We start from the raw sequence: 14,489 nt of genomic DNA, 5'->3' as shown, positions 1-14,489 counted from the left end.
GGAGACAAGAAAGCCCCTCACTCGCGAGTTAAGGGGGCCTAAATCATTGCTCTCAATGATCGTGTGCTAGATACACACTAAAGGAAAAGGCCCCAAAGCAAAAATTACGTGCGGTTATTCCGCTGCCAGCACGTCCGCAGCGCCCTGAGCGAAGAGCTCCTTGGAGATTGCACGTCCCAATTCTTCTGCCTCGCTTGCCGAGCCCTGGGCCTGAGCGATGAGCTGACGGGAGCCGTCGAGGGCGAAGACACCGCCGCGAACGACCAGCTGCTCGCCTTCCCAGTGGGAAGTGGCAGCGACCGGCGCGGTGCAACCGGCCTCCAGCTGGGAGAGCACGGTGCGCTCGGCGCGGGTGGCGGCGGTGGCGGGGGCGTCGGCAAGCAGAGCAATGGCCTTCGCTGCCTCAGTTCCCTTGACGGCCTCGATGGCCAACGCGCCCTGCGCGGGTGCGGGCATGAAGACCTCCGGATCGAAAACCTCGGTGGCGCGATCGGCATAGCCCGCGCGCACGAGGCCAGCGTAGGCTAGCAGGACGGCGTCGAGCTCGCCGCTGGTGACCTTGCCCATGCGGGTATCGATGTTGCCGCGCAGCGGACGGATGTCCAGGTCCGGGCGCATAGCGCGCAGCTGACTGATGCGCCGCGGCGCGGAGGTACCCACACGTGCGCCTTCCGGCAGCTCCTTAAGGGTCAGACCATCGCGGGCGATGAGCGCCTCACGGACGTCCTGGCGCTGCGGCACCACGAGGTCGAAACGCTCGTCGGCAGCCGTGGGCAGGTCCTTGAAGGAGTGCACTGCGATCTCACACTCGCCGCGGTCGACGGCCTCACGCAGGGCCTGCGTAAACACACCCACGCCGATGCGCTCCACAGGAGCCATGTTGACGTCACCCTGCGTAGTAACGATGTGCAGCTCGGCCTCATAGCCTTCCTGCTGCAACCACTCCTGCACGTGGCCCGACTGAGTAGTGGCTAGGAGGGATCCTCGGGTACCGATCTTCAACATCTATGCGTCCTTTTCTTCCTTAGTACTTTCCGCGGCTTCCATCTGCGCGGCATCCGGCAGATCTGCCATGTCTACCGCTACGCCGCTGCCCTCCAGGTGGAGTCCAAAGAGTTCCTGCAACGCGGTCTCATGGCTTACGGTGCCAGAGTTAGCTGCGAGCTGCTTCGCACGAACCGTGGGCTCGTGGAGCAGCTTATCCGCAACGCGCTTGAGCGCGCGATTGATATCTCCCATCTGGCGCTCGTCCAACTCGGGGTGCTTCTGCTCCATCCGCGCCACCTCGCACTGGACCAGGTTTGCCGCCCGCTTGCGCAGTGCCGATACGGCTGGGACGACGTCGCGGACGCGCTGCTCGGAAGCATAGGCTTCCAGTTCTTCACTGACGATGCGCCGCGCCTGCGCGTGTGGGCTGGTACCCGCTGCCAGATCGGTATCGGCCGCCTGCAGCGAGTTATTGAGACGTTCGATATTGACCAGGTCGACCCCCTCGGCTTCTGCCACGGCGTCATCAATATCGCGTGGCAGAGACAGGTCCACGAGCATGAGTTCGCGGTCGGCCACGTGATAGCGCTCGACGTCGGTCGCCGTAATAGTGAAGTCCTGGGCTCCGGTGGCGGAGATCGCCACGTCCACATCGCGCAGGGCTTGGGCGCGTTCCGAGTATTCAATAACGTCTGCGTACACGCCCGCCTCATGGGCGTGCTGCGCCACGCGCTCAGCGCGGGCAATGGTGCGGTTCGCAATAATCAGGTGCGCCCCCAGACGCCCCGCGTGCGTTGCCGCCAGCGAGGCCATTGCACCTGCACCCAAGATGAGCACGCGCTTGCCCGCGAGATCTTCCCTGCCCATGCGGCTCAGCGCCTGATCAAAAGCAAAGGAGACCATGGAGGAGCCCGCCTCATCGATCTCAGTTTCGGAATGCACCCGCTTGCCGGTACGCAGCGCGGACTGTGCCAGCGCGTGGATGCGCGGGCCGACGGTTCCTTGCTCCGAAGCAAACTGGTAGGCGGTGCGCACCTGGCCGATGATTTGCTGCTCACCCACCACCATCGAGTCCAAGCCGGAGGCCACCATCATGAGGTGCTCGGCGGCGGCGTCGGCATAGCGCACATAAAGATAGGAGCGCAGCTTCTCCTCTTCCACCCCGGAGACTTCAGCGAGGTTGCGCACGACATCCTGGACGCCCGTGTGGAAAGAGCTCGTGACGGTATAAACCTCGAGGCGGTTACAGGTGGAGATAATCATCGCCTCGGTCAACGAGCCTGCCGATACCATGGCCCGGCAGGTGTCATTCTGCACGGTCTCGTCCATGCTCAGCTTTTCCAGCAGCGCCACCGGCGCCGACTGATGCGACATGCCCACGACGAGCACACTCATGCACTACCCTCCAGTTTTGCATCATCCCTTTGGATGACATAGATCATCCAAAAGACTACTAGTTTTCAGCTCGTTTCCGAAACTCGCGGGAGTCCCCGAGGAAAGCTACTCCACCAACGCCTGCGCTAGCTCCTCATTGTCCACTTCCCAGCAGAAGAACTCCTCGCCATCAATCACCACAACGGGGACGCGATCACCATATTCCATGGCCAGCTCCGCATCCTCATCGACGTTGCGCACTTTAAGCTCTGCCCCAGCCTGCCGGACCACCGGGGTAATCTGCTCCAGAACGCGCGCGCAGGAGCCGCACGTGGTACGCACCATCAGCTCGACGACGTGAGACATTAAGAACTCCTCGATAGGACGTAGAACGGTTCGCGGTTTACTATGGACACGTTAGTCTTCCCGCCTTATGAAAGCTGAACGCGTGCCTCTCCCGCTCCCTCCTGGTATGCCCGATTCTCCCCGTGAGTTCCTTGCCAATTGGACCGCAAGCAAGGGAAACTTGCGTAATTTCCTGGAGCAGCAGGCTTTCGCCCCGCTGGGCGAAGAGCACCAGAGGGCGGCCGGTGAGGCGTCGGCAGCCGCGGCGGTAGAGCACCTCTTCGGCATCGACCTGGATGCTTTTTCTTCTGGTGTGGATTCCGTTCGGGGCTCCTTCGAATCCGCCGGCGCGCGCTCCATCACTGAGCCCGACCCAGACATCCCCCAGGACGCCGGCGCTGCCGCCTTCTTCGACGTGGATAACACCTTGGTCCAGGGCTCTTCGCTCGTGTCCTTCGCTCTGGGGCTGGCACGCCGCCGCTATTTCAAACTTTCTGAAATCCTTCCCATCGCATGGAAGCAGCTAAAATTCCGGATTTCCGGTTCGGAGAACGCCGCCGACGTGGCCGCAGGGCGCGTGCAAGCGCTCGAGTTTGTCAAGGGCCGCTCAGTGGAGGAAATGGTGGCTTTGTGCGAGAGCATCGTGGACCAATCCATGGCCCGCAAGGCCTACCCGGGCACGAAGCAGCTGGCGCAAATGCACCTCGACGCTGGCCAGCAGGTATGGCTGGTCACGGCCACCCCCGTGCAGCTGGCGCAGATTCTGGCGCAGCGTTTCGGTTTCACGGGCGCGCTCGGCACCGTGGCGGAGGTCAAAGATGGCCGCTTCACCGGCCGCCTCGTGGGCGATATCCTCCACGGGCCGGGTAAGAAGCACGCCGTGGCGGCGCTCGCCACACTGGAGAACCTCGATCTTGAGCGCTGTACCGCCTACTCCGACAGCGCCAACGATGTCCCGATGCTTTCCATGGTGGGAACCCCCGTGGCCATTAATCCGGATTCCAAGCTGCGCGATATTGCAGAGGAAAAAGGCTGGCTCATCCGCGACTACCGCTCCGTGCGCAAGGCCGTGCGCGCTTATGGCCTCCCCGCGCTAGCCACCGCGCTCTTCTCCTATGGCAGCTGGCGCTTCGTGCGCCGCTAACTGCTGCCCTGTGCCTTGGTGCGCAGCATGTCCATGCACATGACCGCACCAATCAGCCCGGCATGCTGTTGTGGGTCGAGCCCCGGCGCAATGCTGAGGCGGTACGTATTCTTCCCAGCGAGGAACCGGCCCACGCCCGCCCACTCATTGCGAACTTCCGCTAGAGGCTGGCCTTGGCTAGTAATCGTGATATTCCAATCCCAGACATCGCCTTCAATCTCAATCTCCGGGAAGCCCTCCATTTCCAAGTTCAGGCGCGTCTTCAGGAGGGAGAATTTTTTAGTTACGACCGCCATGGGCTTCTCGACGCCCGGCAGGTACACCTCATAGGTATCCCGCACGAAGTTCGGCGGATCCTTAATCACCATGAGCGGCTGCTGCGGATTGCCCTGTTCATCAGTGAAGGCGACTTCGAGGCTGCGGGAGGAGTTGAAGAACATGTCCTTCAGGCTCGTCGACTGCAGAATCGTCCCGACGGGCACGCCTTGTTCATCGGCGATCAGGAATTCATCCTGCATGAAGGACTTGGTCTGTGAGATAACCAGGCTGTCAAGAGTGAGGAGTCGAGGCAACATAGTTCGCCATTTTACGTACGTGATGGGCTCCTGTGGGGCCAGAAGGATGACACTCCCCCGCCTAGTTTATAGAGGCAAATATACACCCCATAACACCCACTCAACTATTAGCATAGACGCAGGTCAGAATAGATGTCCGAAGCGTGTTTTATAGTTCTGTTAGAACATAGAATCGAGATAGAAGCTTAGAGGACATCGTGAATACTGCTACCCAAACCGCCTACTTTTCCCATATGAACCCTGACTGCGCCCTCGCTGTGGAGCGCAGCGCCGCCCGCCGCGCAGACTACCGCTCGTGGGTAGCTGCCATGCCAGACCTCGATGAGGATTTTGATGTCGCGTGCCAGAGGCTCGTCGCCAAGCTTGGCGTCGGCGACTATACCGTGAGCGAATGCTGCCTGGCCGTGCACCGACTCACGGAGCTCCCGCAGGTCAAGGCGTTACAGGACAGCCAGTTCCTGCTGGATATGAAGGCCCTCATCACTATTGACCGCACCCTGACAAAGCTGGGCGCGTTGCCGCCAGAAACGCTCGCGCTTATCGACGATGCCCTGATCACCTTCTTCACCCCCACCTCCCCGAATCAGGTCTTTCCCACCCCGGCGCAGATTGGGCGCAAACTGCGCGATATTTGCAAGAGTATTGACAAGACTTTTAGCTTTCGCAATTCCCCGCAGAAAGATACGTATACCTTCACCGATACTGGCCAGCGCGGCATCCTTGAGCTCAATACCGATAGCGCCACGGGCATGATTCTGGATAGCTACATCAAACAAGCGGCAAAGGAGAACGGACTCTCACAGGCTGATGCCCTGAAAAAGCTCATCGCCGGTAGTATCTCGCCGCCGGCGACTGTCATTCTGCACACCTACCAAGCCAGCGATATCGACAACGCCCCCACCTTCGCCCAAGGCCATGGGTGGACGTCACAGGACATGCCTGTCACGCGCACGCGCGACCTCTCCTCGCAGCCACCGGAATCGCGCAGCTACATCGCCTCGGAGCTCATCCGCACATACGTGGAAGGCCGGGATGGCACCTGCCGCGCTCCGGGGTGCAACCGGCCGGCCTACCTGTGCCAGATGGACCACCGCGTCAACTACGCCGACGGCGGCGCCACGCACCCACGCAACCTGGCCAGTTTGTGCCAGCACCACCACAATATGAAGACTGATGGGCGCGCGCACTACATCATGGACCCGCACACCGGGGACATCGTGTGGCTCTACGAAGACGGGACCTGGGCTATGACGGAGCCGACTGGCCCGCTGGCACAGAAGACGAAGCGTTGGGCACAAACGGTGGCTCAAAAGATTTCGGCCACCCGCGAGCGCGCCCAGCAAGAAGCTAAGGAAGCACAGGCCGCTGCCGAGGAACCCCGTACCCCGACCTCCCCGCAGGAGGACATTCCGTTCTAAGCGGCTCCCGTCGTCTGAAACGACGGCGCAGTCATCCGAAACGGCGGGAAGGAGAAAAGATAACAGAAACTCCCCGCCACGATCCTGAAAGGACCATGCGGGGAGTTACAGGCGAAGCTTTACTTGCCCAGCTTGCGACGCTGAACGCGGGTGCGACGCAGCATCTTGCGGTGCTTCTTCTTGGACATGCGCTTGCGGCGCTTCTTGATGACAGAACCCATAGTAGGTTTCCTCACTTTCGGTATCAGTACGTACGTAAACCGGCCGGCAACGCCTGGAATGAAACCACACACGGTGCACTCGTGGCGGCCCCTGCGAAACAGGGAGACACAGGCATACCAGTGCCGAAACGAATGTTCACTATCTTACCTAGCGGCCTGCCCAGCACCAAAACTAAGGGCAGCGCCCACCGCCGCGGACCGCGAGTGGTCCGCAGTGGTGGGCGCTGCCAGAAAGAGGTGAACGCTAGGCTCCGTATACGGAGGCCTCAAGGTATTCCTTGACGGCAGATTCGTGGACGCGGAAGGAGCGTCCCACGCGCACGGCCGGCATGTCACCTGCATGAACCAACCTGTACACCGTCATCTTGGAGACACGCATGATCTCCGCAACTTCGGCGATGGTCAGGAAAGTTCCCTTATCTTCATTCGTCATAGTTTATTTAACCCTTCAGCACGTGACGCGCTGTAGGCTTCCCCTCCCACAGGACTATCACGCACGCGCTCCTGCCAGCTTAGCGTGAAACGTGTGACTAATGCGACCCAAGAGCTAATTTTTTCCTCTTTCGCACCGCTGTTCCCCATCAAGCCCGTGTGACAACATATGCCACAGGGCTACCAGAACGGCGGGAAATTTTAAGCAAGTTCCTGCGCACGCTGGGTGCATGCTTCGGCGGCACGGAAGAACGCGCCCCGCAGGCCAGACTCCTCGAGTTCACGAAGGGCGGCAGCAGTGGTTCCCCCCGGGGAGGTTACCCCTGCGCGCAAAGCCACCGGATCCTTGCCGGATTCAGCCAGCATGGTGCCCGCGCCTTGGGCGGTGCGGGTGGCTAGCTTTTCGGCGACGTCACGGGTGAGGCCGAGCTGCACACCGGCGTCGATCAGCGCTTCGGTGACAAGGAAGTAATACGCGGGAGCAGAGCCTGCCAGTGCGGTGGCGGCGTCGATGTGCTTCTCCTCAATGACAGCAACCTCGCCGACGGCTTCCAGAAGCTTGACCACGCCAGCCTGTTGCTCTTCGGTGACGTGGGAACCACCCGCGCAGGTGCACATGCCCTTGCCCACCAACATGGGGGTGTTCGGCATGACGCGGACGACTGGCACGCCCTCGCCGGCGGCCTTCTCCAACGTCTCGAGGGTCAGGCCGGCAGCCATGGATACAACCACGGCCGTCTTGGGGATGTCGAGGCCTTCAAGGAGCTCCTCGATGGCATAGGGCTTCACGCACGCGAAAATGTATTCCGCGCCGTCGATAGCCGCAGCATTATCGCTCGTGACCGACACGCCATAGGCGCTCTTTAGCTCCTCGCTGCGCTCGGAACGACGGTTGGTCACCACGATGTCCGCGGCGTCATAGCCCGCATTCACCAGCCCGGAAACTAGGGCTTCGCCGATTTGTCCTCCACCAAGTACTGCAATTTTTGTCATGCTATCCAGGGTGCCAGAAAGGCTAGGATGCGGCCACCAGGTCAAGGCTGTGCACGCAGGCTGACCCCGCGCATGCAAAAGGCATCTGCCAGAAGGCGTTTTCAGGGCAAAGATACCTTTTAACAGATGCCTTATGAGAAGGTGTCCTATGGAGCTGGTTCTTACATCACCACGAGGAGCGGGCCGAAGGTCAGCACCAAGCCGGCCACGGCTGCGAGGAACATGGAAAGACCATCGCGGCTGGTACGCAGTGCGTGGACGATGCCAACGATGACACCGGTGACAACTACACCAAGCACCAGGACAACGAGGCGGTCGAAGCGATCCCAGAGGATCTCAAAGCCCTTGAACACGATGGCGCCGAACACGATGCCCACGAGGGCGAGCAGGACGACGGCGAAGGGGTTGAGCTTGCCTTCGTCTTCCTCGTCGTAGTCCTCGTCATACTCGTCAACGTCCTCATCGACTGCCTCGAGCTCACCCGTGGTGAAGGTGTCCTCGGCGGCGTCCTGCGGCTTCTCATCGACCGGTGCGGCGGTCTTTACCTCAGGCTTCTCTGGCTCGTCCTTGACCTTTTGGATGACGCGGGTGTCATCATCAGAAGGCTGGGAAGGCTTGGACTCGGACTCCGCGGGCTTCTCCACAGGAACGGCAGCGGCCTGGGGCTTGTCCACCTTCTGGGCTGCTTCCTGCTTGGGGGCTTCCTTCTTCGGAGTCTCTTCCTTGGACTCCTTCTTGGTCTCCTTCTTCGGAGCAGGAATGACCGGGGCCGTCTCATCGATGGAGACGTTCGAGTGCTTTGCCTCAGCCGGGGTTGCCTTCACCTTTTCGAGATTGCCGGTCAGCTCCGCAACTGAGATGCCGCCTTCATCGAGGCTCCGGCGACGGCGGCGCGGGGTCTTCTCCTCGCCGGGTCGGTCCTTCGCGTTACGGGCCAGCAGCTCCGCAACTGTCAACTGTTTCTTGTCAGCCACGTTTCTTTCCTATTCCAGTCCCTTATCGGTACGGCGCAAAATGACACCTTCTCGGAGAGCCCAGGGGCAGATCTCCAGCTTTTCGATTCCCAGGGCACGCATGCTCGCCTCCGCCACTAAAGCACCGGCGACGATCTGATGCGATCGGGTAGAACTTACACCCTCAAGGTCCGCCCTGTCAGCTGCAGTCATACGGGAGATGAAGGAAATCAGCTGACGCAAACCCGGCGCCGTAAGGGTGCGTTTGACGTAGGGACCCGCAGACGAGGGCGCAGCACCGGTCAAACGGGCCAGCGTACGGAATGTTTTCGAGGTTCCCACGGCCAATCCCGCAGGGCCCAGGGCGCGCATCTTATCGGCCACGCCGACCAATTCCGCGTCAATGTAATCCCGCAGCAAATTTACCTTGGACTTCTGCGGAGGATCGGTATCAAACCAATTATGAGTCAGGCGGCCTGCTCCCAAGTCGAGGGAGAAAGCCATTTCCGGATGCTCATCGGTACCGGTGGACAGCTCCAGCGAACCGCCACCGATATCGAGGTTGGTGATGCGGCCAGCGGACCAGCCATACCACCGGCGGGCGGCGAGGAAGGTCAAACGCGCTTCCTCCTCGCCCGACAAGATTTCTAGGCGGACGCCGGTTTGCTTCTCAACTTCATCGAGAACCTTGGCCGAGTTCGTGGCCGAGCGCACGGCGGAGGTAGCAAAAGCGATGAATTCATCACAACCCAGCTTCTGGCCCAGCTCAGCGGCCTCACTCACGGCGGAGATGAGCTTCTTCATGCCCTTCTCGTGGATGTTGCCGTCCTTGTCTAGCTGTTCCACCAGACGCAGCGGGGTCTTCCAATCGCTCATCGGCGAAGGCCGCCCACCGGTTGCGGCGTCGACCGCAACGAGGTGGACGGTATTACTTCCGACGTCTAATACACCTAATCGCACGCCTCTAGAGTAGTAGGTCTACCGTGGGTAGGTGTGAATCGCCCGAAATCAAATGAAGTTTACCTGGGTTTTCCCGCCTCCTCCCCGGCGGCGGCGTCCATCTTGGCCGGCCGCGAAAAGGCCCCCGATTTTCCCAGAGAGTGGTTTGAATTTACGGATCCAAACGATCCACTCCACATCTTTTCCATCGACCTGACCTGGCTCGAATCGCACTATGCCTGCCAGTTTGGGACGGAGAGGTGCCACGGCATCGATAAGCAGCAGCCCGATGTCGGCTGCTGCGTGCACGGCGCCTACATGGCTGATGAGACGGATCGGGAGCAGCTTCGCGACGCCGTCGCGCGCATGCCCGCCCGCTTCTGGCAGCACCGCCCTGCGGGGGTAGATGAGTTCCTGGAACACGGAGAACCTGAGGAGTTGGAGCCCTGGCTGGAGTGGGATGAGCTCGACGGCGATGATGGCGAGCCGGAACCGGCCCTGAAGACGCCGCTTGTCGACGGCGCCTGCATCTTTGCCAACCGCGCCGGCTGGCCCACGGGCGCGGGCTGCGCTATCCACCAATGGGCGCTCGAGGCGGGTGAGGAACTCACCGTGGTCAAGCCCGAGGTGTGCTGGCAGCTGCCGATTCGCCGGCACGAGGACTATGAGGAGCGCCCCGACGGGGAGGAAATCCTGCGCACCACTATCGGCGAATATGACCGCCGCGGGTGGGGTAACGGCGGCGAGGACTTTGATTGGTATTGCTCGGCAGATCCCTCCTGCCACATCGCGGAAGAACCGCTGTGGAAGTCGCAGAAAACCGAGCTGATCGCGCTACTCGGAGAGGAGTGCTACGACATCCTGGCCACACACTGCGAGGCCCGGGCACGGTCCGGAGTCGAGTTCCCGCGGCACCCGGCTGACCCCCGCGTTTAAGCCTCGAACTTATAGCCCAGGCCGCGCACCGTCACGAGTTGCTGTGGGCGGGAAGGTTCGGCCTCAATCTTGGAGCGGAGGCGCTTGACGTGAACGTCGAGGGTCTTGGTATCGCCCACATAATCCGCTCCCCAGATGCGGTCAATGAGTTGGCCGCGAGTCAGTACACGTCCGGCGTTGCGCAGTAGGTATTCGAGGAGGTCAAACTCCTTGAGCGGCATGGATACCGGCTCGCCGGCCACGAGAACGGTGTGGCGCTCCACATCCATGCGCACGCGGCCGCCTTCCAGGATTTGCTCGTCGGGCTCCTCCTCGGCGTGCTCGGAAGAGACATCTTGGCCACGGCGCAGCACAGCGCGGATGCGGGCGATGAGCTCGCGGGAGGAATAAGGCTTAGTCACATAGTCATCCGCGCCGAGCTCCAGGCCCACAACCTTGTCAATCTCCGAGTCGCGCGCGGTCACCATAATCACCGGCACAGAAGACGTCGTGCGCAATTGCTTGCAGACGTCCGTTCCAGACATTCCCGGCAGCATGAGGTCCAGCAGGACGATGTCTACGTTATGTGCCGCAAACTGTTCGAGCGCGCTGGGCCCGTCGGGGGCGAGGAGAACGTCGAATCCCTCCTTTCGGAGGAGGAAGGCGAGGGGATCGGCCAGCGACTCTTCATCTTCAACGATGAGGATGGTGGTCATTGCGCTTTATCCTTTCGACGAGCTGCTACACGCGCCACAGCGCGCTGCAAACCAGGGGCGGCAGAGCTGACGGCTCCGTCTTCTATATTATCCCGGTTAATAAGATTATCCGCTGGCTTCTCTTCGGCGTATATAGGGAGCTCGATAGTAAACGTCGAGCCAGTTCCGGGGCGTGACCACAGCTTGATATTGCCGCCGTGATTAGCCACGACGTGCTTCACAATGGCCAAGCCAAGGCCAGTCCCGCCGGTCTGCCTGGAGCGTGCCTTATCCACGCGGAAGAAGCGCTCAAATACCCGCTTCTGGTCTTCCGGAGCAATGCCGATGCCGCGGTCCGTGACTCGGATGTGCACGACCTTCCCGCCGACGACCTTCTGCGTCACCGATACCGGAAGCTCATCCGGCGAATAGTGGATGGCGTTGGAGATCAAGTTTGAGATCGCCGTAACCAGGAGGGATTTATCTCCCATGACGTGAACACCTGCGGATTCGCCGCGGGTGAGCTGGTTGTGGTGGGAATCGGCGGCGAGCTGGTTGCGGGTGATGGCCTCATCGATGACGTCATCGAGGTCAAGCGGCTCCATCTCTGGCAGCGCCTCCGCACCCTGCAGCTTGGACAGGGAAATGAGCTCGCTGACCATCTCGGCCATGCGAGCGGCTTCCTTTTGCACCCTGCTGCCGAAGTACTCGACATGCTCGGGATCCCCCGTGTCTTCGAGGAGGGCCTCGGCTAACAGGGCGATGCCGCCGACTGGGGTCTTCAGTTCGTGCGACACGTTAGCCACGAAGTCACGGCGGGCAGATTCCATGCGCACCGATTCGGACTCGTCGGTGCCGTAGACGATGACGAAGCGATCGTCGTTCAGCGTCAGCGGCTGAACCACCGCGCGTACCTGAATCACGCGGTTACCCGTGCGCCGCTTGGGAATGGCAAGGTCCAGCGTTCGAGTCTCCTTATCGTCGAAGACCTCCTCCGCGACCTTCCAAATATCGGGGTTCACGGCACGGTCGTGCACCATCGACATTTGATGGGACGCAGGGTTGGAAAAGATGACCTCTTTGTCGCGCGAGAGCACCGTCATACCGGCCGGCGAGCCCGCCACGGCGAGATGCAGGACCTGGCTCACACTGGTGACCTGGTTGGCGTCCGCATCGCGGACGCGGCGGCGCTCCATGCGTTCACGGAACCGAGCCAGCACCGGAATGGCCAGACCACAGGCCACCACGCCGGCAAGAAAAGCTAAAACCAGTTCCACAATCATTCACGCCCCTACAAAGAATCCCCAAGGAGTATATGCTCCCTGGGGATTGTGCGCAGCACGCAGCTTGCTCGGTGTTTAGTTCTTTCCACCCTGAGCGGCCACGGCGGCAGCGCCGGCAGCAGCAGCTTCCGGATCGAGGTAGGTGCCGCCCGGGTTCACCACGGAGCCGTCCTCGGTGATCTCGTAGACCAGCGGGATACCAGTTGGAATATTAAGGCCGGCAATCTCCTCATCGGAGATCTGATCCAGGTGCTTGACCAGCGCGCGCAGGGAGTTGCCGTGTGCGGCGATGAGAACGGTCTCACCCTTCTTGGCGCGCGGGAGGATCTCCTCCTCGAAATAAGGAACGAAGCGCTCGACGACGTCCTTCAGGCACTCGGTACGCGGAACCTGATCCAGGTTGGCGTAGCGCGGGTCACCGGCCTGGGAGTACTCGGCGCCATCCTCCAGCTCCGGCGGCGGGGTGCCGTAAGAACGGCGCCATGCCATGAACTGCTCCTCACCGTACTTATCCTTGGTCTCTGCCTTGTTGAGGCCCTGCAGGGCGCCGTAGTGGCGCTCGTTGAGGCGCCAGTCGCGCACGACCGGGATCCAGTGGCGGTCCGCAGCGTTGAGCGCAATATTGGCGGTGCGGATGGCACGGCGCAGCAGGGAGGTGTAGACGATATTCGGCAAGATGCCCTGTTCCTTGAGCAGCTCGCCGCCACGCTTGGCCTCGCCCTCACCCTTGGCGGTGAGGTTGACATCAACCCAACCGGTGAACTGGTTGGACTCGTTCCATTCGGACTGTCCGTGTCGAAGTAGAATCAGCTTTCCGTTACTCATAAACACCAGCATGCCACGTTTTTCGGCGGCTCGCCTGTGAACCCGAGCACATCACCCCTAAGTGTGGGTTTATGCCCATTTATGTGGGATTAGTATCCGATTGCCCGGCGCGCATGACAGTCCGGAATCTCGATACTCATCGCATCGGCATAAATATTCTCCAGCTGGGTGGCGGCCGCTGCCCAACTGAACTGCTGGGCGTGATCGACGGCGGCTTCGCCCATGGCGATGCGGCGGGGGTCGTCGTCAAGCAACTGCTCTAGCGCGTCAGCCCAATCCTGCGCCGAATGGGAGTGAACGAGCAAGCCCGTGTCACCATCCGCGACGGCAATAGGCAAGCCGCCGACGGCCGCTGCCACCACGGGCGTTCCGGAGGCCTGCGCTTCCATGGCTACCAGCCCGAAAGACTCGTTATAGCTGGGCACCGCGACGATATCCGCGGCTTGATAGATGGCCACGAGCTCCTGCGGCGGGCGCGGGCTCAGGAAGCGCACGACGCGCTCCACCCCCAGCTCACGAGCGAGGTTGTGGTAGGCATCCGGCGAGGAATTCGCCCCAGAGGCACCGCCACAGATGATCACGCGCAGGCGACGATCCGGATCGCGCTCCATCAGCTCCGCGGCGGCGCGGATGAGCACGTCGGGGCCCTTGAACTTTTGCAGGCGACCCACAAAGGCCACGACTTTGGTGTGCAGCGGGATGCCCAGCTGGCGGCGGGCGCGCTCCGTCATACGGTCTGTACCCGGGGTATACAGCTCGGTATCTGCACCCGGGGAGACCACGACGATATTCTCCGGCGAGGCGTCGTAATGCTCGATCAGATCGCGGGTTTCCTGGGCGGTGTTGACCACCAGGATGTCGGCGTTATCCACCAGTTGCTGCTCGCAAATGCGGCGGGCTTCGGTTTCCGGGGTGTCATCGAGCGTGCGGTGCACGTTCTTCACCGCGGCCAGCGTGTGTGCGGTGTGGACAAGAGGGACGTCCCAAAGGTCACGCAGCAGCCAGCCCACCTGGCCGGAGAGCCAGTAGTGGGAGTGGATAACGTCATACTCCACCTCAAAACAGCGCGCGAAGTTGAAGATGCCGCCCGTGAACGCGGCCAGCTGCGTGGACAGTTCCTCCTTGCTGAGGCCTTCATAGGGTCCCGCCACAATATTGATGACGCGCAGGCGCTCCTCGACGTCCACCACTTCCCCCTGACTGGGGCGCGTGGCGCGAGTGAAAATATCGACCTCTACGCCGAGGCGCGCGAGCTGGCGGGCAGTGTTAAGAACATAGACATTCATGCCGCCCGCGTCCCCGGAACCGGGCTGTTCAAGGGGCGAGGTGTGCATGGAAATCATCGCGATGCGCATAATTTTCCAGTGTATCCCGAAACGAGCCGCGTTAT

General features: G+C 61.3%; 16 protein-coding genes. 3 read left to right on the top strand and 13 right to left on the bottom strand.

What is annotated here, in order from left to right:
* Positions 1-114: 114 nt before the first annotated feature.
* The 3 genes from hemC to HMPREF2781_RS10215 form a co-directional block, all read right to left on the bottom strand.
* Positions 115-1,005, bottom strand: a complete 891-nt coding sequence (gene hemC, locus HMPREF2781_RS10225) for a hydroxymethylbilane synthase (RefSeq protein ID WP_070447912.1) — start codon at positions 1,003-1,005, stop codon at positions 115-117.
* Complete coding sequence (locus HMPREF2781_RS10220; RefSeq protein WP_070645781.1) at positions 1,006-2,382, bottom strand: glutamyl-tRNA reductase; 1,377 nt, start codon at positions 2,380-2,382, stop codon at positions 1,006-1,008.
* Positions 2,383-2,487: 105 nt separating this feature from the next.
* A complete protein-coding gene (locus HMPREF2781_RS10215) occupies positions 2,488-2,727 on the bottom strand; it encodes a glutaredoxin family protein (RefSeq protein WP_070645777.1) in 240 nt (79 codons plus the stop codon).
* A 106-nt stretch (positions 2,728-2,833) separates the two neighbouring features.
* On the opposite strand from HMPREF2781_RS10215, the gene HMPREF2781_RS10210 reads away from it, so the two are divergent.
* A complete protein-coding gene (locus HMPREF2781_RS10210; protein WP_070645776.1) occupies positions 2,834-3,850 on the top strand; it encodes an HAD-IB family hydrolase in 1,017 nt (338 codons plus the stop codon).
* Here HMPREF2781_RS10210 and HMPREF2781_RS10205 read toward each other — a convergent pair.
* Positions 3,847-4,425 (bottom strand): LURP-one-related/scramblase family protein, encoded by a 579-nt coding sequence (locus tag HMPREF2781_RS10205; protein ID WP_070645775.1) that lies wholly within the window; start codon positions 4,423-4,425, stop codon positions 3,847-3,849. The genes HMPREF2781_RS10210 and HMPREF2781_RS10205 overlap by 4 nt on opposite strands.
* Positions 4,426-4,622: 197 nt before the next feature.
* Between HMPREF2781_RS10205 and HMPREF2781_RS10200 the strand changes: the two genes are divergently transcribed.
* Positions 4,623-5,843, top strand: coding sequence for an HNH endonuclease signature motif containing protein (locus tag HMPREF2781_RS10200; protein ID WP_083308562.1), 1,221 nt, complete (start codon positions 4,623-4,625; stop codon positions 5,841-5,843).
* A gap of 119 nt (positions 5,844-5,962) precedes the next feature.
* Here HMPREF2781_RS10200 and HMPREF2781_RS12315 read toward each other — a convergent pair whose 3' ends face one another.
* The 5 genes from HMPREF2781_RS12315 to HMPREF2781_RS10180 all read right to left on the bottom strand — a co-directional run bounded on the left by HMPREF2781_RS12315 (position 5,963) and on the right by HMPREF2781_RS10180 (position 9,402).
* Positions 5,963-6,064: a 30S ribosomal protein bS22 gene (locus HMPREF2781_RS12315; protein ID WP_003855542.1), complete on the bottom strand. Its 102-nt coding sequence runs from the start codon at positions 6,062-6,064 to the stop codon at positions 5,963-5,965.
* 244 nt (positions 6,065-6,308) lie between these two features.
* Positions 6,309-6,497: a helix-turn-helix domain-containing protein gene (locus tag HMPREF2781_RS10195; RefSeq protein ID WP_010189818.1), complete on the bottom strand. Its 189-nt coding sequence runs from the start codon at positions 6,495-6,497 to the stop codon at positions 6,309-6,311.
* Between the two features lie 200 nt (positions 6,498-6,697).
* Positions 6,698-7,489 (bottom strand): pyrroline-5-carboxylate reductase, encoded by a 792-nt coding sequence (gene proC / locus HMPREF2781_RS10190; RefSeq protein WP_070443935.1) that lies wholly within the window; start codon positions 7,487-7,489, stop codon positions 6,698-6,700.
* Positions 7,490-7,650: 161 nt separating this feature from the next.
* A complete protein-coding gene (locus HMPREF2781_RS10185; protein WP_070645774.1) occupies positions 7,651-8,463 on the bottom strand; it encodes a hypothetical protein in 813 nt (270 codons plus the stop codon).
* Positions 8,464-8,472: 9 nt separating this feature from the next.
* Positions 8,473-9,402: a Ppx/GppA family phosphatase gene (locus HMPREF2781_RS10180; protein WP_083276404.1), complete on the bottom strand. Its 930-nt coding sequence runs from the start codon at positions 9,400-9,402 to the stop codon at positions 8,473-8,475.
* A 33-nt stretch (positions 9,403-9,435) separates the two neighbouring features.
* Here HMPREF2781_RS10180 and HMPREF2781_RS10175 point away from each other — a divergent pair, with 33 nt between their 5' ends.
* The gene (locus tag HMPREF2781_RS10175) at positions 9,436-10,317 is read left to right on the top strand and encodes a DUF3109 family protein (protein WP_070645773.1); all 882 of its coding nucleotides are present in this window, start codon (positions 9,436-9,438) and stop codon (positions 10,315-10,317) included.
* On the opposite strand, the gene HMPREF2781_RS10170 is transcribed toward HMPREF2781_RS10175, so the two are convergent.
* The 4 genes from HMPREF2781_RS10170 to mshA form a co-directional block, all read right to left on the bottom strand.
* Positions 10,314-11,012, bottom strand: coding sequence for a response regulator transcription factor (locus tag HMPREF2781_RS10170; RefSeq protein WP_070443947.1), 699 nt, complete (start codon positions 11,010-11,012; stop codon positions 10,314-10,316). The two genes, HMPREF2781_RS10175 and HMPREF2781_RS10170, sit on opposite strands and share 4 nt — an antisense overlap.
* Entirely contained in the window at positions 11,009-12,274 is a 1,266-nt protein-coding gene (locus tag HMPREF2781_RS10165; RefSeq protein WP_070443950.1) for a sensor histidine kinase, read from the bottom strand. Before HMPREF2781_RS10165 ends, HMPREF2781_RS10170 begins: the two co-directional genes overlap by 4 nt.
* Before the next feature lie 75 nt (positions 12,275-12,349).
* The gene (locus HMPREF2781_RS10160) at positions 12,350-13,099 is read right to left on the bottom strand and encodes a phosphoglyceromutase (protein WP_070645831.1); all 750 of its coding nucleotides are present in this window, start codon (positions 13,097-13,099) and stop codon (positions 12,350-12,352) included.
* A gap of 89 nt (positions 13,100-13,188) precedes the next feature.
* Positions 13,189-14,454, bottom strand: a complete 1,266-nt coding sequence (mshA, locus tag HMPREF2781_RS10155) for a D-inositol-3-phosphate glycosyltransferase (protein ID WP_070443953.1) — start codon at positions 14,452-14,454, stop codon at positions 13,189-13,191.
* Between the last annotated feature and the right edge of the window lie 35 nt (positions 14,455-14,489).

This window comes from Corynebacterium sp. HMSC062A03 (assembly GCF_001811145.1).
Lineage (GTDB): Bacteria > Actinomycetota > Actinomycetes > Mycobacteriales > Mycobacteriaceae > Corynebacterium > Corynebacterium aurimucosum.
The sequence above is the reverse complement of the archived record's forward strand: the minus strand, read 5'-3'. Positions and strand labels throughout refer to the sequence as shown.